Here is a 20,248-nt window from a genome sequence, read left to right as displayed (position 1 = left end):
ACGAGCAAAATTGAAATGCGACCCACGCGATTTATAGGGGTCTGATATTTTCGCTTATTTTTATTTGTGTCCTATGTTAGCGCACAGCGCAGAACACGCCGGGCGGGTCGGCCCAGGCGCCCAAGCGGTGATCTCCGAGGTTGCGGGAGGACCGGGATCCTCCCGCATTGCCGCAGCTCAGCCCCGCATGGCGCGCGCGGCCTCCACCATGTTCACCAGCGCCGGGCGCACCTCCTCCCAGCGGCGGGTCTTCAGCCCGCAATCGGGATTCACCCAGATCTGGTCCGCCGGCAGGCGCTGCGCGGCGATGCCGAGCAGCTCCCGCATCTCCGGCGCCCCCGGGACATGCGGCGAATGGATGTCGTAGACCCCCGGCCCGATCTCGTTCGGGTAGCGGAAGTCGAGAAAGGCCTCGAGCAATTCCATCCGGCTGCGCGAGGTCTCGATCGAGATCACGTCCGCATCCATGTCGGCGATGCTGGCCATGATGTCGTTGAACTCCGAGTAGCACATGTGGGTGTGGATCTGCGTGTCCTCCGCCACCCCGCTCGCCGAGATGCGGAAGCAGGCGGCGGCATCGCGCAGGTAGGCGTCCCACTGGTCGCGCCGCAGCGGCAGGCCCTCGCGGAAGGCCGGCTCGTCGATCTGGATGATGGCGATGCCGGCCGTCTCCAGATCCACCACCTCGTCGCGGATGGCATAGGCGAGCTGGCGGCGGATGGTCGGCGCCGGGACGTCGTCGCGGATGAAGGCCCATTGCATCATCGTGACCGGCCCCGTGAGCATGCCCTTCACCGGCCGCTCCGTGAGCGCCTGCGCGCGCCGCGCCCAGTCCACCGTCATGGGCTTCGGCCGCGCGACGTCGCCGTAGATCACCGGCGGCTTCACGCAGCGCGAGCCGTAGCTCTGCACCCAGCCGTTCTTCGTCACCGCGAAGCCGGTGAGGAAATCGGCGAAGTGCTCGACCATGTCGTTGCGCTCGAACTCGCCATGGACGAGGACGTCGATACCAATCTCCTCCTGCCAGCGCACCGCCTCCTCCATGCGGGCCTCGAGGAAGGCGTCGTACTCGGCCTCCGGCAGGGTGCCGCGCTTGCGGGCGACTCGCGCGGCGCGGATGTCCTGCGTCTGCGGAAAGCTGCCGATGGTGGTGGTCGGATAGTCCGGAAGGTTCAGCCGTGCGCGCTGGGCGAGGCGGCGCTCTGCGAAGGGCAGGCGCCGCGCATCCTCCGGCGTTCCCGCCGCGAGGCGCCGGGCCACCGCCTTGTCGTGCAGCCGCGGCGAGGCGCGGCGGGCGGCCTGGCGGACGTCACTGGCGTCCAGCGCCTCGGCGATGGCGCCGCGGCCCTCGACGAGGCCGCGCGCGAGCAGCGCCACCTCCTCCAGCTTCTGCTTCGCGAAGCCCATCCAGCCCTTGAGCTCGGCATCGAGGCCGGTCTCGCCGGCGAGGTCGATCGGGCTGTGCAGCAGCGAGCAGGAGGGCGCCACCTGCAGCAGCTCGAAGCGCCGCGAGGCGGCCGCCGAGCGCAGCTTCAGGAAGGCGCGCGAGAGGTCCGTCGCCCAGACGTTGCGGCCGTCCACGACGCCGAGGGACAGCACCATCCGCGCCGGCGCGTGGCGCAGGGCCACGTCCAGCATCTGCGGCGCACGCACGAGGTCGAGATGGACGCCGGCGACGGGCAGGTTCAGCGCCGTCTCCAGGTTCTCCCTGAGATCGCCGAAATAGGCGGCGAGCAGGATCGAGAGGCCCGGCGCGGCCAAGGCCAGCGCGGCATAGGTCGTGCCGAAGGCGGCGCGGGCCTGCGGCGCGAGGTCGAGCACCAGGCAGGGCTCGTCGATCTGCACCTGGGTCGCGCCGGCGGCGGCGAGGCGCTTCAGCGTCTCGGCATAGACAGGCAGCAGGCCGGGGAGCAGGTCGAGCGGATCGCCCGCGCCCTCGGCCATCTTGCCGAGCAGCAGGAAGGAGACCGGACCGAGCAGCACCGGCCGCGTCATGTGGCCGAGCGCCTTGGCCTCCAGGAAGGCCTCGACGGCGGGGAAGCCGGTGGGGGCGAACTCCTGTCCCTTGCCGAAGACGGGCACGAGGTAGTGGTAGTTCGTGTCGAACCACTTGGTCATCTCAAGCGCGGGCGCGCCGTGGCCGCCGCAGCAGGCGTCCTCGTCGCCGCGCCCGCCGCGGGCCAGGGCGAAGCGGGTCGCAAGCGAGACCGCCTCGCCCGGATGCCAGCCATAGCCATGCGGGATGGCGCCCACGGCGCAGGCCGTGTCCAGCACGTGGTCATAGAGGGAAAAATCGTTGCTCGGCGGCATGGCGATGCCGGCCTCGGCCTGCAGCGCCCAGTGGCGGGCGCGCAGCTCGGCGGCGGTGGCGAGCACGGAATCCTCGCCGGTCCTGCCGGACCAATGGGATTCGAGCGCGGTCTTGAGTTCCCGCCGCAAGCCAATGCGGGGGAAGCCCAGGTTGTAGGCGGTCATGGTCGTCTCCTGAAGGGGCGCTCAGGCCCCGGATCTGTCGGGATGAGTCGCCAGCCGGGCCCGAGCCGCACGCAGGATCGCGTGCCGGGCCGCGGCGGAAGCCGTGGGCCAGGCGACGATCTCGTCGAGACGGCGGCCGCAGCCGAGGCAGACCTCCCCATCCAGCTTGCAGATGCGCAGGCAGGGCGAGGTCGGATCGGACTCGGAGGGCCGGGGAACGGCCGGCATGGCGGTCAGGCTTTCTGGGGACAGGCCCGCATTCGCCCACGACAGGGTGTTCGGTTCAGGACATTCAGGGCGCGGCTTTGGCGCATGGTCGGTCTCTCCCTGTCCGGGGGCACCCCGCCCCGGCGGTTGGGTTTCGCGCGTGCCGGCAGGTCTCCTGGCTCACGGGTCGTCACTCGCCCCTCGGCCTTCCCGGGATCGGGATCCCAGTGACCAGCCCTCTTGCGAGGGCGATGAGAGGCCAGCTCGCCGCTGACAGTTGCGGGGGCAGCCGCCGACTTGGCTCGCATCACGAGCCTCACGGCGTTCCCTTTTCACCGGCTCGCGCCGGACCAACACGTCATCAACATATCCTTATGTCTCACCGAGTCAAGCACGTCTTGCGCGCCCCGCCGGACCCGTCAGATTGCGGCCAATTACCGACCTGCGGAGTTCTCCCCCCGATGCCCCATTTCGATCTCATCCTGCGCGGCGGCCAGGCCGTCCTGCCCTGGGGCATCGAGCCGCTGGACATCGGCGTGCGCAGCGGGCGGATCGCCGCCATGGGCGCGCTGGGCAAGGCCGAGGCCGCCCAGGTGATCGACTGCACGCATCTGCACGTGCTGCCCGGCCTGATCGACGCGCATGTCCATCTGCGCGAGCCGGGCGACCCGAAGGTCGAGACCATCGCCACGGGCACGAAGGCCGCGATCCTCGGCGGCCTGACGACGGTCTTCGACATGCCGAACACCGCGCCCTCCATCACCGATTCGGCGCAGCTGGCCTGGAAGCGCGCCTATGTGGCGGAGCATGCGTATTGCGACATGGGCCTCTATGTCGGCGCTTCGAAGAAGAACATCGCCGAGCTCGCCGAGCTGGAGCTGGAGGACAATGTCTGCGCGGTGAAGGTCTTCGCGGGCTCCTCCACGGGCGACCTGCTGATCGAGGACGACGCGACGCTGGAGGCCGTGATGCGCTCCGGCCGCCGGCGCATCTGCTACCACTCCGAGGACGAGTACCGCCTGCAGGAGCGCAAGCCGCTCTTCACCGAGGGCATGCCCCACCGCAACCACATGGTCTGGCGCGACGTGGAATGCGCGATGCTCGGCACGAAGCGCCTCATGGCCCTCGCCCGCAAGACCGGCCGTCCCGCGCACATCCTGCATGTGTCCACGGCCGAGGAGCTCGAATACCTCGGCGATTTCAAGGACATCTGCTCCGTCGAGGTGCTGATGAACCACCTCACCCAGACCGACGAGGCCTATGACCGCCTCGGCGGCTATGCGGTGATGAACCCGCCCATCCGCGAGCAGCGCCACCTCGAGGCCGCCTGGGCCGCCGTGCGCAACGGCACGGTGGACGTGGTGGGCAGCGACCACGCCCCGCATTCCCGCGAGGCCAAAGAGCGCCCCTGGCCCAACACCGCCGCCGGCCTGACGGGCGTGCAGACCATCGTGCCGGTGATGCTCGACCATGTGAGCGCCGGCCGCCTCAGCCTCTCGCGCCTCGTGGACCTGATGTGCGCCGGCCCCGCGCGGATCTACGGCGCGGTGAACAAGGGCCGCCTCTCCGTCGGCTACGACGCCGACTTCACGCTGGTGGATATGAAGAAGTCCCGCGAGATCACCAACGACTGGATCGCCAGCCCCGCCGGCTGGACGCCCTTCGACGGCTATCGCTGCCAGGGCTGGCCAGTCGGCACCATCATCCGTGGGAACGTCGCGATGCGCGACGACGAGGTGCTGGGCGCCCCGATCGGCAAGCCGGTCACCTTCCGGTGAGCACGGCGCGCGACGCCGCCGAGCGACGCGCGCAAATCACCGCCGGGATCGTCGCGCGCACCGGCATCGATGCCGCGATGATCGAGCGTCTCGTGCGCGGCTTCTACACGCGGGTGCGCAGGGACGCGCTGCTCGGCCCCGTCTTCGCCGCCCGCATCGCCGACTGGGAGCCGCATCTTCAGCGCATGTTCGCCTTCTGGTCGTCCGTCGCGCTGATGTCCGGCGAATATCACGGCAGCCCCATGGAGAAGCACCTGCCGCTTCCGGTCGACGCCGAGCATTTCGACCGCTGGCTCGCCCTCTTCGGCGCGACGGCGCGCGAGCTCTGCCCGCCGGCCGCGGCGGAGCACTTCATCGAGCGCGCCCAGCGCATCGCGCAGAGCCTGGAGATGGGCATCGCCGCCGGCCAGGGCGTGCTGCTCGGCCGGGAGGAGCGGTTCCGCCGTGGCTGAGCCGCCGGAATTCCACGACTACGCCTCCCCGGCCTGCTTCCTGCACGAGGTCGACCCCGACTATCTCGGCCATGCGCCTGAGCCCGACGCCCAGCAGCGCCGCGACGTCGCCCGCTGGCGCAAGGCAGAGCGCGAGCGGCTGATCTCGCTGCGCCTGGCCGTCGAGCCCGAGACCCGCCGCCAGGAGACGGAGCGCATCACCGCCGGGCTGGATTCGGCGATCGGCCAGGTCGCCGGCCGCATCGTCAGCGCCTACTGGCCCTTCCGCGGCGAGCCCGACCTGCGCTCCTGGCTGGAGCGAATCCACGCCCGCGGCGGCCGCTGCGCCCTTCCCGTGGTGGTGGAGAAGGCCCGGCCCCTCGTCTTCCGCGAATGGCGGCCGGGCGCCCCGCTCGCGCGCGACGTCTGGAACATCCCCGTCCCCGCCGAAGGGGCGGAAGTCGTGCCCGACATCGTCATCGCCCCCGTGGTCGGCTTCGATCCCGGCGCCTACCGGCTCGGCTACGGCGGCGGCTTCTTCGACCGGACCCTGGCCGCGATGGCCGTGAAGCCCAGGGTCCTGGGGGTCGGAACCTCGCGCGCCGCCATGCCGACCATCTTTCCCCAGCCGCACGACATCCCCATGGATGCCATCGTCACCGAGCAGGGCATCACCACAGCCCCGGCCAGCGCGCCGTCCGGTCCGCCTCCTGGGCCGGGTTGAGACTCGCCGGCCCGTCCACCACGCCCTGGACCATCGGGATCGTCCCCGGCCGGGTCACCCAGCAATCCACGCTGCCGCGGCTGCGCGTGCAGTAGGGCGGCGGCCCAGGCGCCGGCTCCCGGGCCGCGCAATAGCTCATCCCCCGGTCCAGCCGGACGATCGAGCAGTCCCGCCCCGTCACGCCCGAGACCAGGATGTCCGGCACGCTCCGCCCCACCAGGGTCAGCGAGGCCACGTTCACCCCCGCCGTCACGACCAGCGCCGGGCCGTCGCAGCCTCCCAGGAAGAGAAGGAGGAGCATCGGGAGAGGGATCAGGTGCCGCACATCCGCCACGAAACACCCGCAAGCCTTAACGCCGTGCGAACGGGCCGCTATACCCCCTCCTCCCGAACGCCCATCCCCCGGAACGAAGGCGCCTGCATTGTCCGATCTGATCGACGAGGTTGACGAGGAGCTCCGCGCCGAGCGCGCGCGCAAGCTCGCCCAGCGCTATGGCGGGCTCGTCACCGGGGTCGTGCTGCTGGCGCTCGCCGGCATCGGCGGCTGGGAGGCCTGGCGCTGGCACGAGCGGCGCGAGGCCGGCAAGGCCGCCGAATCCTACCTGGCCGTCACCCGCGACGCCGCCGCCCCGGGCGCCGACCTCCGCGCCATGGCCGACCGCTTCACCGCGATGGCGCCGAACGCGCCCGCCGGCTACCGCGCCCTGGCTCGGCTGCGCGCCGCCGCCCTCCTGGCCGAGACCGGCCAGACGGAGCAGGCCCTGGCCGGTTATGACGCCCTCTCGCGCGACGCCGAGGCGGAACCGCTCTACCGGGACCTCGCGACCGTGATGTGGGGCCTGCACGCCCTCGATTCGGGCGATGCGGCCGAGATCCAGGCCCGCATGGCCCCGCTGGCCGCGCCCGGCGCCCCCTGGCGCGCCTCCGCGCAGGAGGTCCAGGCGCTCGCCGCGCTCAAGGCCGGCAACACCGAACAGGCACGCACCACGCTCCAGGCGATCACGAGCGACGCGGCGACGCCGCAGGGGCTGCGCGACCGCGCCGGCCGCCTGCTCCAGGGACTGGGAAGCTGATGCCTGATTCGACGAAACGGCTTTTGGGTCGCCGCACGGCTCTGCTCGGCGGCGCCGCCCTCCTGGCCGGCTGCGACACCGCCCGCGACTGGGTGGACGACTTCCTCGGCACCCCCAAGGTCCCGCTTCCCGGTGAGCGCCGCCCGGTGCTCTCCAGCGAGCGCGAGGTGGCCGCCGACCAGGCCGCCCTCAGCCGCGCCTTCTCGCTGCCGCCGCCCACGCTCAACCTCGAATGGCCGACCGCGGGCGGCGCGCCGGGCCATGCGCCGGGCCACCTTTCCCTGCCCCAGCCGATCGGCGAGGTCTGGCGCACCTCCATCGGCTCGGGCAACGCCTACCGCCGCCGCCTCACCGCCTCGCCGCTGGTGGTCGGGGATTCGATCTTCGCAGTCGACGCGCAGGGCTGGGTGACCTGCCTCGACGTCGCCCGTGGCGGCCGCCGCTGGCAGACCGACACCCGCCCCCGCCGCGACCGCGACGGCGCGCTGGGCGGTGCCATCGCCTTCTCCGACGGCGTGCTCTACGTCGCCACCGGCCTCGCCGAGGTGCTGGCGCTCGACCCTGGCTCGGGCGAGATCAAGTGGCGCGCACCGCTGCCCGTACCGGCCCGCGGCGGCCTCTCCGTCGCCGGCAACAAGATCCTGGTACCGACGGTGGAGAACCACCTCCTCGCGCTCACCACCGAGGACGGCAGCCGCTCCTGGGCCTTCCGCGCCTCGCCCGTGCAGGCGCTGCCGCTCGGCCTGCCCAGCCCGGCCGTCGAGGGCGACGTGGCCGTAGCCGGCTTCGCCTCGGGCGAGATCGTGGCGCTCAACGTCGCCGACGGCCGCGTGCTCTGGAGCGACAGCCTCGGCACCACGCGGGGCGGTGTCTCCATCGCCGATATCGGCGCCATCTCGGCGCTGCCGGTGATCGACCGCGGCCGGGTCTTCGCCATCGGCATGGCCGGGGCCGCGACCAGCCTCGACCTGCGCTCCGGCCGCCGCGTCTGGGAGCGCGAGGTGGGTGGCTCGCTCACGCCGGCGCTGGCCGGCGACTGGTGCTTCGCGCTCACTCGCGGCAACCGGCTGATGGCGCTGGAGCGCGACAACGGCCGCGTCCGCTGGATCACCGAGCTGCAGAGCTACGAGGACGAGGCCCGGCGGCGCCGGCCGATCATCTGGAGCCCGCCGGTCCTGGCCGGCGGCCGCCTCCTGCTCTCCTCCAGCCACCGGCAGCTCCTGGAGGTGGATGCCGGCTCGGGCGACATCCTTCAGCGGCTGCGCCTGCCCGACGGCGCCACGCTGCAACCGGTGGTGGCCAACAACAGCGTCTATTTGATGACCGACGGGGGCGCCGTCGTCGCCCTGCGCGGCGTAGGATAATCCCATGGCAGCTGGCGACAGCCTCCCGGTGGTCGCCATCCTCGGCCGGCCGAACGTGGGCAAATCCTCACTGTTCAACCGGCTGGTGGGCCGGCGGCTCGCCATCGTGGACGACACGCCCGGCGTGACGCGTGACCGCAAGGAAGCGCTGACCCAGCTGGGCGGCCGCGACATCCTGCTGGTGGACACGGCGGGCCTCGAGGAGGCCGCGCCCGAGACCCTCTTCGGCCGCATGCGCGCGAGCTCCGAGGCCGCGCTGGAGCAGGCCGACGTCGCGGTCTTCGTGGTGGATGCGCGCACCGGCATCACCGCCTCCGACCGCGCCTTCGCCAACTGGCTGCGGCGCGCGCACCGGCCGGTGATCCTGGTCGCCAACAAGGCCGAGGGGCGCGGCGGCGCGGCCAATGCCATGGAGGCCTACGAGCTCGGCCTCGGCGACCCCATCGCCGTCTCGGCCGAGCACAACGAGGGCATCGCGGGGCTGATGGAGGCCATCGCCGAGCACCTGCCCGAGGTGGAAGCCGAGCCGGAGGAAGAGGGCGACGCGAAGCTGCTGCGCCTCGCCATCCTCGGCCGGCCCAATGCCGGAAAGTCCACGCTGCTCAACACGCTGCTGGGCGAGGAGCGCATGATCACGGGCCCCGAGCCGGGCCTGACGCGCGATGCCATCGCCAGCCAGTGGCAGGACGAGCACGGCCCCATCCGCATCGTCGACACCGCCGGCATGCGCAAGCGCGCCCGCATCACGCATCGGCTGGAGGAGATGAGCGTCGCCTCCTCCATCGGCGCGCTGCGCGAGGCGGAGGTGGTGATCCTGGTGCTCGACGCGCTGCTGGGCCTCGAGGAGCAGGACATCCGCATCGCCCGCCTCGCCGAGCGCGAGGGCCGCGCGGTGGTGATCGCGCTGAACAAGTGGGACGCCGTCGAGGACCGCGCGGCCGCACGCCAGCGCGTCTCCGACACGCTGGAGACCTCGCTGAACCAGTTGCGCGGCGTGGAGGTCGTGCCGATCTCGGCCGCGACGGGCGCCGGCGTGGACAAGCTGATGCCCGCCGTCCGCCGCACGCATGAGCGCTGGAACCGCCGCATCGGCACGGGCGCGCTGAACCGCTGGTTCGCGCACATGCTGGAGAAGCATCAGCTCCCGCTGGTCGAGGGCCGGCGCCTCAAGCTGCGCTACGCCACCATGCCCAAGGCGCGGCCGCCCACCATCACCATCTTCGGCACCCGCGCCGAGCAGCTGCCGCAGGAGTACCAGCGCTACCTGCTCAACGGATTCCGCGAGGAGTTCGACATGCCTGGCGTGCCGATCCGGCTGCAGCTGCGGGGGACGGAGAATCCCTACGCGGGCGAGGAGCAGGACTAGGCTTCCGTCAGGCGCCGTGGACCTTCCCGGCGGCCCCGAAAATGACGCGCGACGACGGCACGGGGGCCCGCAACGGCCCCGATGCGGGGCTGCGCTTCGGAAAACGCCGAACAGTTTCGCCCGCCCAGGCGTCTAGGCTCCGCGCTCACCGAGGAGGAAAGCCGGGATGAGCGTCGCCTACGAGAAATTCCGCGCGCTGCACGAGACGGGCTGCTTCGTCATGCCCAACCCATGGGACGGCGCCTCGGCGGTGCTGCTGGCGTGCGAGGGCTTTCCCGCGCTCGCCTCCACCTCGCTCGGCATCGCCTTTGCCATGGGCGTGCCCGACGGCCGCGCGGCGCTGAGCCGCGAGGTCTCCATCGAGAACGCGGCCATGATCCACCGCCTCACCGGCCTGCCGGTGAACGGCGACCTGGAGGACGGCTTCGGCCCCTCGCCCGAGGATTGCGCGCTGACGGTGGAGGCCTCCATCGCCTCCGGCCTGGCGGGCCTCGGCATCGAGGACACGACGGCCAATCCGGCCGACCCCATCCACGGCTTCGACGCGGCCGTGGCGCGCGTGAAGGCGGCCGCGAAGGCCGCGCGCGGCAAGATCGTGCTGACCGGGCGGACCGACAACTTCCTCAACGGCCGGCCGGACCTGGACGACACCATCCGCCGCCTTCAGGCCTTCGCCGAGGTGGGCGCGGACGTGCTCTACGCGCCCGGCCTGCCCGACATGGCGGCGATCGAGGCGGTGGTGAAGGCGGTGGCGCCGAAGCCCGTGAACGTGGTCTTCGGCCCGCGCAGCGGCCCGGTGCCACTGGCGGTGCTGGCCGCGGCCGGCGTCCGCCGCGTCTCCCTGGGCGGCGTGCTCTATCGTGTCGCCATGGGCGCGACCGTCAGCGCCGCGCGGCGGCTGAAGGCCGGCGACTTCGACATCATGGCCGGGGTTCCGACCAGCGCGGAGATCACGAAACTGTTGCCGCCGCTGGACTGACTTCGCCCGTTGCGTTGCAGCGCGGGGTCTGGTCTCGTAGCGCGAGATGAGCGAGGCGGCCCCTGACGGCGAGACCCTGGAGGCGTGGATCGGCTTCCCCGATCCTCCGCACCGGATTCGCGCAGGGCGCTCCCGGACGCGGCTGATGGCGGGCTACATCGCCGCGGCGTTGCTCTTCCTCATCGGCCTCTGCCTCCTCATCGCCTATTTCGGCTTCGACCGCGCCGGTCGCGGCCTCCTTCTCGACACCGCGCTGGCCGCCGGGCTCGGCAGCCCCCTGCCCGGCGCCCGGGTGAACATCGGCGGCTGCGAATATGCCGGCACGCGCGCCGGAAGCCGCCTGCCCGGCCAATGGACCTGCACGGCCACGGTGATCGTCGACCGGCAGCCGACGGTGCTCACCCTCGACACCGTCAGCCGCTTCGACCTGCGGCCCTCGGGCGCGGGCACCATCCTCGGCCGGATCGGGATCTACTGGCCCGCCGGCGTGCTCGCCGCGCGCTGGTGGAACGTCGCCATCCTGCTCGTCATCGGCTTCGGACTGATGGCGATCGCGCTGGCGGCCCTGTGCTGGGCGGCGCCGGACCGGCGGCTGATGCGCGCCCGGAAGGGCCGCATCCGCGTGGTGGACCTGCTGACCTGGCGCGGCCGCCCCTGGTTCGCCTTCCCCGACGACCGCGGCCGGACCCGCTTCCAGCGGGCCGATTCCGACACCGTGCCGCTGGTGCTCGACGGGCTGCGCACGAGGGGCGCGGCGCTGGTCTCCGGACGCTCGGCGGTGCTGCTGGATGCGCAGTTGCAGCCGCTGGAGCTGCCGGAGGAGGAGCGCGCCGCCATTCTCGACAGGGCGGCGATCCTGCAGCGCGAGGGGCAGCGTCGCGTGCCGCTGCAGCCCCAGCCCGGCGATCCGCCGACGCTCATGCGGCGCATCGAGCGCGTCGAGAACCAGGTGGCGGCGGAACCGAGCAAGGCCGAGCTGGCGAGGCTCTACGACGAGGCCTGGCGGCTCACCTGGGACAGCGACCATGACGGCGTGTCGAACCGGGCGCTGCATGCGCGCAACACCATCGCCAAGGTGCTCGGCCCGCGCCGGGCCCATGGGGCGCTGCAGGAGTGCCGGCGCCGGTACGGGTAGCCGACCGACCGTCCGGACGCCCCTCTTGGAGATTGCGGCCCGACACCGCAGTATCCGCCGCGAACCAGGGCGGCGCGCCGTGCGCCGCGACAGACGGCGCTTCGGGGGCGGAACTCTTCATGATCAACAAGATCGTCAACACGCTGGCCGAGGCGCTGTCGGGCGTGAAGGACGGATCCACGGTCCTCATCGGCGGCTTCGGCAGCGCGGGGCAGCCGGACGAGCTGATCGAGGCGCTCATCGAGCAGGGCGCGAAGGACCTCACCTGCGTCGCCAACAATGCCGGCACGGGGCATGTCGGGCTGGCACGGCTCATGGAGCTCGGCCGCGTCCGCAAGATCATCTGCTCCTTCCCGCGCAGCGCCGGCAGCGTCGTCTTCGAGGAGCTGTACCGCGAGGGGAAGATCGAGCTGGAGATCGTCCCCCAGGGCACCATGGCCGAGCGCATGCGCGCCGCCGGCGCCGGCATCCCGGCCTTCTTCACCGCGACCTCGCACGGCACGCTGCTCGCCAAGGGCAAGGAGGAGCGCGAGTTCGAGGGCCGCAAATACGTGATGGAGCGCTGGCTGAAGGCCGACGTCGCGCTGATCGAGGCCTGGAAGGCCGACCGCTGGGGCAATCTCGTCTACAATCAGTCCGGCCGGAATTTTAACCCCGTCATGGCGGCGGCGGCAGAGCTCACCATCTGCCAGACGCAGCACATCGTGGAGCTGGGCGAGCTCGATCCCGAGGCGGTCGCGACGCCGGGCCTCTACGTGAACCGCGTGGTACGGGTGGATCGCGGCGCGCCCTGGGCGCCGTAAGACCGCAACGCATGAGCACCGCTCGTCGGGTTGCCTCCGGCCGCGCCGGGCTCGCTGCGGAGGTCGCCGGCAGCGGCGACCCCATGGTCTTCCTGCACGCCGCCGTCTGCGATCGCCGCATGTGGCGCGCGCAGCTGGACGGCCTCGGCGCCCGCAGCAAGGCGATCGCCTATGACCGGCGCGGCTTCGGCGAGACGCGTGCCGAAGCGGAGCCGTTCTCCGATGTCGCCGACCTGATGGCAGTCATCGACGCAATGGCGGATGGCACGCCGCCGATCCTCGTCGCCTGTTCGGCCGGTGGACGGATCGCGCTCGACGCCGCCCTTCGGCATCCCTCCCGGATCCGCGCCCTGGTTCTCATCTCGCCCAGCGTCGGCGGCGCGCCGGAGGCGGTGTATCCGCCCGACATCCAAGGCCTGATGGCCGAGCTGAAGGCAGCGGAAAAAGCCCGCGACCTGCATCGGGTGAACGCGATGAAGGCCCGCCTGTTCCTGGACGGGCCGCTGGCGCCCGAAGGTCGCGTCACAGGCACGCCGCGCGAGCTCTTCCTCGAGATGAACGGCGTCGCGCTGCGGGCGCCGCCGGCCGGGCCGAGCCTCGATACCGCGCCCGCCTACCCTCGCCTGGGCGAGGTCGCGATGCCATCGCTGGTGATCTGCGGCGATCTCGAATTCCCCTATATCCAGGACCGCTGCCGCCATATCGCAGAAATGGTTCCGAACGGTGGGTTCCAGGCGCTGTCCGGCACGGCCCACCTGCCGAGCCTGGATCGACCGGCGGAGGTCACAGCCCTGATCGCCGAATTCATCGAAAGCCAGGGATAGGCGGCTCTACGCCGCCGGCCGGCGCCAGTGCAGCGCCGCCTTCAGCTCGCGGGCCCGGGCCATGGCGCGGGCCCGCGTTTCCTCCTGCGGCGTGATGTCCACCATAGCGCGTGCCAGCAGCGCCAGCGTCGCCTCGCCGGCCCTCAGCAGCGGCAGGCGCGGCGTGGGCGGGCACAGGCCGAGCAGGTGCAGTGCCGCCTTCACCGGCACCGGATTGGTCTCGGCGAAGAGCGCCGCGTGCAGTGGGGCCAGCAGGTCGCGCAGCTCGGCGAAGCGGTCCAGGTCGCCGGCCCGCCATGCGTCGTCGAGCGCGGCGCAGAGGGCGGGCACGACATTGGCCGTCACCGAGACGCAGCCCATGCCCCCCATGGCCAGATGCGCCGCGGCCGTGCCGTCATCGCCGGAAAACTGCAAAAAATCCTCGCCGCAGAGCCGGCGCAGCCGCGTGGGCCGCGCGAGATCTGATGTCGCGTCCTTGATCGCGGCGATCGCGCCCTCCTCCCAGAGCCGGGCGACGGTCTCGTCCGAGAAGGCGACGGCGGCGCGCGAGGGCACGTCGTAGAGCATCACCGGCAATCCGCTGCGCGAGACCACGGCGCGGACATGCGCGCGCAGCCCTTCCTGCCCGGGCCGCACATAGGGCGGCGCGGAGACCAGCAGGCTGGAGGCTCCGGCATGGCCCGCAGCCTCGGCCAGGGCCACGGCGGCTTCCGTGCAGGGCGCGCCGATCCCGGCGATGACGGGCACGCGGCCGGCCACGGATTCGACGACGGCGTGCAGGGCGCGCGCCTGCTCCTCGGGCCGCATCGCGGGCGCCTCGCCCGTGGTGCCGCAGACGACGAGCGCCGCGGCGCCACGCAGCACGGCGCGGTCGGCCAGGTGCGCGAGGGCGGAGAGGTCCGGCTCCAGCGAGTCCGGATCGAAGGGGGTCACCAGGGCGGGGATGGAGCCGCGCAGCCCGGCGAAGGAAGCAGGGCCGCTCATCGGGCCGCTCCGTAGCGGCAAAGCAGCAGCACCGCGCCGTCAGCACCGGCACGGCGCCGCACGCGGGAGAAGCCGTACTCGTACAGTCGCTGGCGCAGGCCGCGTGTCGCCTTGGCGGCGGTGCCCCGCAGCATCAAAGCGAGCCTTCCATCGCGGCCCAGCGCACGGCGGGCGCTCTCGGCCACGGCGACGGCCTCGGCCTGGCTGGCGACGTCTTCCGCGACCACGAGGTCGGCGGGTTCCGGATGGCGCGGCGGCGTGGCCAGGCTCACCGCAGAGCGGCAGCCGTGGCGCAGCGCGGAGCAGAGCAGCTCCGGTCCGCCGTGCACGAGCATTAATCGGTCCTCGGGCTTGGCCTCGACAAGGTCGAGAAGGTCGCCGAGGGGGTTGAAATGGGCGGGGTGATCAGGGTCTGGCATGGGGTCCTCTCCATGCCGCCAAACTGCGCGCATCGGGCGTCACGGCGCGATGCGGTTCGCACCCCCGTTCCGTAAGCGGCGCATCAAGGTTCAAACCCATCCGGCGCCGGGCGTCTGGCCGGTTCCGGTCGCCGCTGGCGGCGTCAGCGGCGCTCGCCGGTGCCTCAGCACCGGCTTCGTCCGCTTCCTAGCCAGCAACGACCGGCCCTCGGCCATCCATCCCAGCTCCGGACGGGTTTGAACCCGGCGCCACGCTGGACCTGCGCGCCTCGCGGGCTTAGCTTCGACAGCCTAAGGAGGACCCCCAAATGCCCTACAGCCGCACCGACATGGCCGCCAAGGCCGCCGCCGATATTCCCGAGGGCTGGGTGGTCAATCTGGGCATCGGCATGCCGACGCTGATCGCCAACGAGGTGCCGCTCGAGCGCGAGGTCATCTTCCAGTCGGAGAACGGCGTGCTGGGCATGGGCCCCGCCCCCGAGAAGGGCAAGGAGACGCCCTGGCTGATCAATGCCGGCAAGCAGTTCGTGACGCTGCGTCCGGGCGGCTCCTTTTGCCACCATGCCGACAGCTTCGCGATGATCCGCGGCGGGCATATCGACCTCTGCGTGCTCGGCGGCTTCGAGGTGGCGGAGAACGGCGACCTCGCCAACTGGGCGACCAGCGAGAACGACACGGCGCCCGCGGTCGGCGGCGCGATGGATCTCGGCGCCGGCGCCAAGCGGCTCTGGGTGGTGATGGACCACACGACCAAGGACGGCCGCTCGAAGATCGTCGAGAAGTGCGGCTACCCGCTGACGGCGCTGGGCAACGTGTCGCGCGTCTACACCAACCTCGCCGTGCTGGACGTGGTGCAGGGCCTCGGCTTCGTCGTGCGCGACATAGCGGACGGGATCAGCTTGGAAGAGCTGCAGGCCAAGAGCTCCGCCAAGCTCCACACCCGAGCATGAGCGCCTCCGCCGCCGGCGTGGCGCCCTTCGCGGGCGATCGCGCCGAGAGCATCGGAATGATCCGCGATTCCGCGCGCGGGCTGCTCGGCGCCGACCTCGCGCGCATCCGCAAGCTGCGCTTCACGGAGCCGGGATTCGACCCCGGACTGCTGCGCCAGATGGGCGAGGCGGGCTGGATCGGCCTTGCCGTGTCGGAAGACGCGGGCGGCACCGGCCTCGGCATGGGCGAGATGGTCGCGCTGGCCGAGGAGATGGGCCGCGCGCTGGCGCCGGAGCCGCTGATCGGCTGCGCGCTCTCGGCGCATCTGCTCGCGGCCGCCGATGCCACGGAACTGCTGGGGCAGCTGCTCGCCGGCGAGGCCGTGGTGCTCACCGCCTGGCAGGACCGCGCGAACACGCTGTCGCTGGCCTCGACGGCGGACGGTGCACGCGCCTTCGTGCCCATGGCGGCCGGCGCCACGCATATCCTCTGGCCCGTCGCCGACGGCAGCAGCGTGATGCTGCACGTGCTGACGCGCGACCAGGTCGAGATCACGGTCGAATCCACGCAGGACGGCGGCCATCTCGGCACCATCGTGCCGAAGCCCTGGACCGGCCACGGCCCGGGTACGCACATCGCCGACGACGTGAAGGCCGCGCTCGCCGAGGCGCTGGATCGCGCCGCGCTCGCCACCGCGGCCTCACTGCTCGGCGGCATGGAGGTGTCCTTCGCGATGACGCTGGACTACCTCCGCACGCGGCAGCAGTTCGGCAAGATCATTGGCACCTTCCAGTCGCTGCAGCACAAGGCGGCGGATGCGAAGATGCAGGTGGCCCTTACCCGCGCTGCCGTCGAGCAGGCCGCCGCCGCGCTGGACGACGGCGCCGCCGGCGAGGCCGCGCAAGCCATCGTCAGCCGCGCCAAGGCGCGCGCCAGCGAGGCCGGCATGCTCGTCGCCCAGGCCTGCGTGCAGCTGCACGGCGGCATCGGCTACACCGACGACTACGACGTCGGCCTCTACATGCGCCGCGCGATGGTGCAGGCGCCCGCCCTCGGCGGCGCCGCGCTGCACCGGAAGCGCTTCATGGCCCTCGCGCCGGAGACCGAAGAATGAACGACATGCCCGACGCGCCACGCATGCGGATCGCCGAGGAGCGTCACGGCCCCGTGCTGGTGCTGACGCTCGACTACCCCGCCCGCCGCAACGCGCTCGCCGTGCCGCTCCGCAAGGAGCTGGAGGACGCGATCGAGCGCGCCAGCGCCGACAGCAGCATACGAGCGCTGATCCTCACGGGATCCGAGGGCACCTTCTCCGCCGGCGGCGACATCTCCGGCATGGACATCGACAGCGCCTATGACGGGCGCGAGCGCATGCGCCGCACGCACCGGATGGTGCGCATCATGGCGCGCGGCAACCTTCCGATGGTGGCCGCTGTCGAGGGCTGGGCGGTGGGCGCAGGCCTCTCGCTCGCGCTGCTCTGCGACACGATCGTGGCCGCGGATGATGCGCGCTTCATGGCGGGCTTCCACAAGATCGGGCTGATGGCGGACATGGGCATGCCGGCGCTGCTGCCGGCGCGCATCGGCGTCGGCCGGGCACGCGATATGCTGCTGCACCACACGCAGTATCTCGGCAGCGAGGCGAAGCAGATCGGCCTGGTGGACTACGTCGTGCCGCCGGGCAAGGCGCTGGAGGTGGCGATGGAAAAGGCGCAGTTCCTCGCCAAGGAGGCGCCGCTGCCGATCGCCTACACGAAGCAGTGGTTCGCGGACGAGCTGGAGCGCGCGCTGGCGCGCGAGGTGGATTTCCAGGCGGCGCTCTTCGTGACGCAGGATTTCAAGGAGGGGCGCGCGGCGTTCCTCGAGAAGCGGAAGCCCGAGTTCAAGGGGAAGTAGATTGAGGGGGCTTTGCCCCCTCAAACTCCCCCACCAGGAAACTCGTTTCCTGGACCTTCATTCGTAAAAGGGTCCAGGGCCAAAAGCCCTGGCGGGGAGCGCGAGGGGCAGAGCCCCTCGCAACCGAGAGGAAAGAACATGAACGCCATCACCGGCCGCGAGCCCGAAGACCTCAACGCCCTCCCCGACGACGCCTTCCGCGCGCATATCCGCGCCTGGATCGAGGCCAACTACCCCGCCGAGATCCGCAATCCGGAAAAGCGCCTCCACTGGAACGAGAACAAGGCCTGGTACTTCAAGCTGGCCGAGAAGGGCTGGCTCTGCCCAGGCTGGCCGCGCGAGTTCGGCGGCCTGGGCCTCGCCCCCGCCAAGCAGATCATCTTCACCGAGGAGCTGGAGCGCCACGGCTGCGCCCGCTGCAACGACCACGGCATCATCATGCTGGGCCCGCTGGTCATCCGTTACGGCACCGAGGAGCAGAAGCAGCACTACCTGCCCAAGATCCTGAGCGGCGAGCACATCTGGTGCCAGGGCTATTCCGAGCCGAACTCCGGATCGGATCTGGCCTCCCTCCGCACCGAGGCCGTGGACGCCGGCGACCACTATGTCGTGAACGGCCAGAAGATCTGGACCACGCTGGCGCAGGACGCCAACTGGATCTTCCTCCTGGTCCGCACCGACAAGGCGGCGAAGAAGCAGGAGGGCATCTCCTTCCTCCTCGTGGACATGACCACGCCCGGCATCACCGTGCGCCCCATCATCAACCTCGAGATGCATGACGAGTTCTGCGAGGTCTTCTTCGACAACGTGAAGGTGCCGAAGGCCAACCTGGTCGGCCAGCTCAACAAGGGCTGGGACATGGCCAAGGCGTTGCTCTCCTTCGAGCGCATCTACCTCGGCTCACCGCGCCAGAGCGCCTATGCGCTGACCCGGCTGAAGCAGCTCGCCGAGCGCATGGGCGTGGCCGACGAGGCGTCCTTCCAGGAGCGCTACGCGCGCCACCGCTGCGACCTGGAGGACCTCAAGGCCCTCTACGGCCGCTATGTCGAGGTGCTGAAGCAGGGCCGCCCGCTCGGCGCCGACGTCTCGCAGCTCAAGGTCATCCAGTCCGAGCTCTTCCAGCGCATCACCGAGACGATGCTGGAGATCGCCGGCGAGAATGCCGGGCTCTTCGGACCGATGGAGGGCAACCGGAACCTCAATCCCGGCGCGCTCTACATCCAGGCGCGGCCAACTTCGATCTACGGCGGCACCAACGAGATCCAGCGCAACATCATCAGCAAGAACGTGCTGGAGCTGCCGGGCTGATCACCCGCTCGACGTAGCGCGCGAGCGGAGCCAGGTCCTCCGCGGCGCCGCGCGCCGCGACCACATGGTCGGGGCGCACCAGGACCCAGCCGGGCCTGCTCATGCGATAGCGTTCCCGCGCCGCCGGATCGGGACCGATCTCGACCACCCTCACTGCCCCGTTCGTCCCGGCGAGGAGCGCGTCCACCGCGATCGGCGCCGCCCCGGGGAACAGCAGCAGGGTATGATGCGTGCCGCAGAGCAGCGGCCACAGCGTGGTCGCCCCGCCGGTCCGCGGATCCGCGAGCTGCGCGTCGCGCGCCCGCGTGCCCACCTCCGTGCGCGCCGGCCGGCGTGGCGGGGCGCCGAGCGCGACGAGGGGGCCGTCCTCGTAGATGATGTTGGTCTCCGACAGCTCCAGCTGGAGCTTCCTCTGCGCCGCCGGCAGGTTGCCGACGATGGTGACGGCGATGTCGCGCACGAACTGCGCCACCCGGCTGGAGGCGAAGGCCGCATGGAGTTTCTGGGCCGCGCCCTTGATCACCTCCCGGGCGATCGGCCGCCGCTCCGCCTCGTAGCTCTCGAGGAGGAGCTCCGCATCTCCCTTGCCGGTGAGCACATGGGCGAGCTTCCAGCCGAGATTCACGGCGTCCTGCATGCCGGTGTTCATGCCCTGGCCGCCGGCCGGGCTGTGGATATGGGCGGCATCGCCCGCAAGGAAGACGCGGCCGACGCGGTACTTCTCCGCCAGGCGCTCGTTGGTGCGGAAGACGGAGAGCCAGCTCGGCTCGCGCAGGCGGGCGCCCGGAGGCCCGTGGCGATCCATGTAGCCCTGAAGCTCCTCCAGCGTGGGCGTGCTGTCGTCCTCCGCGTCCGGGCGCACGGTGAAGATGCGCCAGACCTCGTCCTCGAAGGGGAAGAGGGCGACCGTGCCGCCATGGTGCCACCAGATGTAGATGCTCTGGCGGTCGAGCGCCCCGCCGTCGATCTTCACGTCGCCCAGGACGAACATCTGCGGCTCGGTATAGCCCTCGAAGTCAATGTCCAGCGCATGGCGTACGAGGCTGCGCGCGCCGTCCGCGCCGACGAGATACCGGGCGCGGACGGTCTCCTCCCCGCCGCCGGCGTGCTTCAGCGTGGCCTGAACCCCGGTCGCGTCCTGGGAGAAGCCGACGAGCTCGGCGCCGCGCTCGATGGCGCCGCCCAGTTCGGCGAGGCGCCCGGCGAGGAGCGCTTCGGTGCGCGACTGGGGAAGGAGCAGCGGATAGGGATAGGGGCTGTCGATGCCGTCGCCGACCGCCAGGCTGGCAAGGCGTTTCGCCCCGTCGCCCGCGATGAGCGATTTCAGGCGCACGCCCGCCTTCTCGAAGTGATGGACCACGCCCATGGTTTCCAGCGCCTCGAGGCTGGCGCTCCAGACCGCCAGCGCCTTCGAGACCGCGGCGGGCTCCAGGTTGCGGTCGACGAGGCGCACGGGGATGCCGTGCAGGCGCAGGGTGACGGCGAGGGAAAGCCCCGTGGGCCCCGCGCCGGAAATGAGAACCGGAATCTCCCCTTCGTCGGTCATCCGTGC

20 protein-coding genes and 1 riboswitch are annotated in these 20,248 nt (G+C 71.4%); of the genes, 14 read left to right on the top strand and 6 right to left on the bottom strand.

All coding sequences use genetic code 11. From position 1 onward, the window contains the following. Window positions 1-177 precede the first annotated feature (177 nt). Together metE and AC1ROY_RS32545 are read right to left on the bottom strand one after the other, a co-directional pair. Entirely contained in the window at window positions 178-2,475 is a 2,298-nt protein-coding gene (gene metE / locus AC1ROY_RS32550) for a 5-methyltetrahydropteroyltriglutamate--homocysteine S-methyltransferase (RefSeq protein WP_493153111.1), read from the bottom strand. Window positions 2,476-2,496: 21 nt separating this feature from the next. Then, complete coding sequence (locus AC1ROY_RS32545) at window positions 2,497-2,703, bottom strand: DUF1289 domain-containing protein (RefSeq protein WP_493153110.1); 207 nt, start codon at window positions 2,701-2,703, stop codon at window positions 2,497-2,499. A gap of 127 nt (window positions 2,704-2,830) precedes the next feature. Then, window positions 2,831-3,052: riboswitch (cobalamin riboswitch) on the bottom strand. A 91-nt stretch (window positions 3,053-3,143) separates the two neighbouring features. Between AC1ROY_RS32545 and AC1ROY_RS32540 the strand changes: the two genes are divergently transcribed. The 3 genes from AC1ROY_RS32540 to AC1ROY_RS32530 are packed head-to-tail and all read left to right on the top strand — an operon-like array spanning window position 3,144 to window position 5,615. After that, window positions 3,144-4,460 carry a dihydroorotase gene (locus AC1ROY_RS32540; protein ID WP_493153109.1) on the top strand — a complete coding sequence of 439 codons (1,317 nt, stop codon included), beginning with the start codon at window positions 3,144-3,146 and terminating at the stop codon, window positions 4,458-4,460. Next, window positions 4,457-4,912: a group III truncated hemoglobin gene (locus tag AC1ROY_RS32535; RefSeq protein ID WP_493153108.1), complete on the top strand. Its 456-nt coding sequence runs from the start codon at window positions 4,457-4,459 to the stop codon at window positions 4,910-4,912. Before AC1ROY_RS32540 ends, AC1ROY_RS32535 begins: the two co-directional genes overlap by 4 nt. Next, the gene (locus AC1ROY_RS32530) at window positions 4,905-5,615 is read left to right on the top strand and encodes a 5-formyltetrahydrofolate cyclo-ligase (RefSeq protein ID WP_493153107.1); all 711 of its coding nucleotides are present in this window, start codon (window positions 4,905-4,907) and stop codon (window positions 5,613-5,615) included. Before AC1ROY_RS32535 ends, AC1ROY_RS32530 begins: the two co-directional genes overlap by 8 nt. Here AC1ROY_RS32530 and AC1ROY_RS32525 read toward each other — a convergent pair. Further along, complete coding sequence (locus tag AC1ROY_RS32525; protein ID WP_493153106.1) at window positions 5,563-5,916, bottom strand: hypothetical protein; 354 nt, start codon at window positions 5,914-5,916, stop codon at window positions 5,563-5,565. The genes AC1ROY_RS32530 and AC1ROY_RS32525 overlap by 53 nt on opposite strands. A gap of 121 nt (window positions 5,917-6,037) precedes the next feature. On the opposite strand from AC1ROY_RS32525, the gene AC1ROY_RS32520 reads away from it, so the two are divergent. The 7 genes from AC1ROY_RS32520 to AC1ROY_RS32490 all read left to right on the top strand — a co-directional run bounded on the left by AC1ROY_RS32520 (window position 6,038) and on the right by AC1ROY_RS32490 (window position 13,159). Then, window positions 6,038-6,688, top strand: a complete 651-nt coding sequence (locus AC1ROY_RS32520; protein WP_493153105.1) for a tetratricopeptide repeat protein — start codon at window positions 6,038-6,040, stop codon at window positions 6,686-6,688. 23 nt (window positions 6,689-6,711) lie between these two features. Beyond that, window positions 6,712-8,052, top strand: coding sequence for an outer membrane protein assembly factor BamB family protein (locus AC1ROY_RS32515; RefSeq protein ID WP_493153104.1), 1,341 nt, complete (start codon window positions 6,712-6,714; stop codon window positions 8,050-8,052). A gap of 4 nt (window positions 8,053-8,056) precedes the next feature. Beyond that, window positions 8,057-9,418 carry a ribosome biogenesis GTPase Der gene (gene der, locus AC1ROY_RS32510; protein ID WP_493153103.1) on the top strand — a complete coding sequence of 454 codons (1,362 nt, stop codon included), beginning with the start codon at window positions 8,057-8,059 and terminating at the stop codon, window positions 9,416-9,418. Window positions 9,419-9,584: 166 nt separating this feature from the next. Then, window positions 9,585-10,397, top strand: a complete 813-nt coding sequence (locus AC1ROY_RS32505) for an isocitrate lyase/PEP mutase family protein (protein ID WP_493153102.1) — start codon at window positions 9,585-9,587, stop codon at window positions 10,395-10,397. A gap of 46 nt (window positions 10,398-10,443) precedes the next feature. Further along, window positions 10,444-11,532 carry a hypothetical protein gene (locus AC1ROY_RS32500; protein WP_493153101.1) on the top strand — a complete coding sequence of 363 codons (1,089 nt, stop codon included), beginning with the start codon at window positions 10,444-10,446 and terminating at the stop codon, window positions 11,530-11,532. A 119-nt stretch (window positions 11,533-11,651) separates the two neighbouring features. Next, window positions 11,652-12,335 carry a 3-oxoacid CoA-transferase subunit A gene (locus AC1ROY_RS32495; RefSeq protein WP_493153100.1) on the top strand — a complete coding sequence of 228 codons (684 nt, stop codon included), beginning with the start codon at window positions 11,652-11,654 and terminating at the stop codon, window positions 12,333-12,335. Window positions 12,336-12,346: 11 nt separating this feature from the next. Further along, entirely contained in the window at window positions 12,347-13,159 is an 813-nt protein-coding gene (locus AC1ROY_RS32490; RefSeq protein ID WP_493153099.1) for an alpha/beta fold hydrolase, read from the top strand. A gap of 6 nt (window positions 13,160-13,165) precedes the next feature. Here the strand turns inward: AC1ROY_RS32490 and dapA are convergent, their stop codons facing one another. Further along, a complete protein-coding gene (gene dapA / locus AC1ROY_RS32485) occupies window positions 13,166-14,143 on the bottom strand; it encodes a 4-hydroxy-tetrahydrodipicolinate synthase (protein ID WP_493153098.1) in 978 nt (325 codons plus the stop codon). Then, a complete protein-coding gene (locus AC1ROY_RS32480) occupies window positions 14,140-14,562 on the bottom strand; it encodes a hypothetical protein (RefSeq protein ID WP_493153097.1) in 423 nt (140 codons plus the stop codon). The genes dapA and AC1ROY_RS32480 overlap by 4 nt, the downstream gene beginning before the upstream one ends. A gap of 308 nt (window positions 14,563-14,870) precedes the next feature. Here AC1ROY_RS32480 and AC1ROY_RS32475 point away from each other — a divergent pair, with 308 nt between their 5' ends. The 4 genes from AC1ROY_RS32475 to AC1ROY_RS32460 all read left to right on the top strand — a co-directional run bounded on the left by AC1ROY_RS32475 (window position 14,871) and on the right by AC1ROY_RS32460 (window position 18,696). Next, on the top strand, window positions 14,871-15,512 hold the full coding sequence (locus AC1ROY_RS32475) for a 3-oxoacid CoA-transferase subunit B (protein WP_493153096.1): 642 nt from the start codon (window positions 14,871-14,873) through the stop codon (window positions 15,510-15,512). After that, window positions 15,509-16,606 (top strand): acyl-CoA dehydrogenase family protein, encoded by a 1,098-nt coding sequence (locus AC1ROY_RS32470; protein ID WP_493153095.1) that lies wholly within the window; start codon window positions 15,509-15,511, stop codon window positions 16,604-16,606. The genes AC1ROY_RS32475 and AC1ROY_RS32470 overlap by 4 nt, the downstream gene beginning before the upstream one ends. Continuing rightward, complete coding sequence (locus tag AC1ROY_RS32465; protein WP_493153094.1) at window positions 16,603-17,388, top strand: enoyl-CoA hydratase/isomerase family protein; 786 nt, start codon at window positions 16,603-16,605, stop codon at window positions 17,386-17,388. The genes AC1ROY_RS32470 and AC1ROY_RS32465 overlap by 4 nt, the downstream gene beginning before the upstream one ends. A gap of 138 nt (window positions 17,389-17,526) precedes the next feature. Then, window positions 17,527-18,696, top strand: a complete 1,170-nt coding sequence (locus AC1ROY_RS32460; RefSeq protein WP_493153093.1) for an acyl-CoA dehydrogenase family protein — start codon at window positions 17,527-17,529, stop codon at window positions 18,694-18,696. On the opposite strand, the gene AC1ROY_RS32455 is transcribed toward AC1ROY_RS32460, so the two are convergent. Beyond that, a complete protein-coding gene (locus AC1ROY_RS32455) occupies window positions 18,665-20,242 on the bottom strand; it encodes an FAD-dependent monooxygenase (protein WP_493153092.1) in 1,578 nt (525 codons plus the stop codon). The two genes, AC1ROY_RS32460 and AC1ROY_RS32455, sit on opposite strands and share 32 nt — an antisense overlap. Window positions 20,243-20,248 lie beyond the last annotated feature (6 nt).

It is taken from the genome of Roseococcus sp. GW821-FHT12F05, assembly GCF_058806835.1.
The sequence above is the reverse complement of the archived record's forward strand: the minus strand, read 5'-3'. Positions and strand labels throughout refer to the sequence as shown.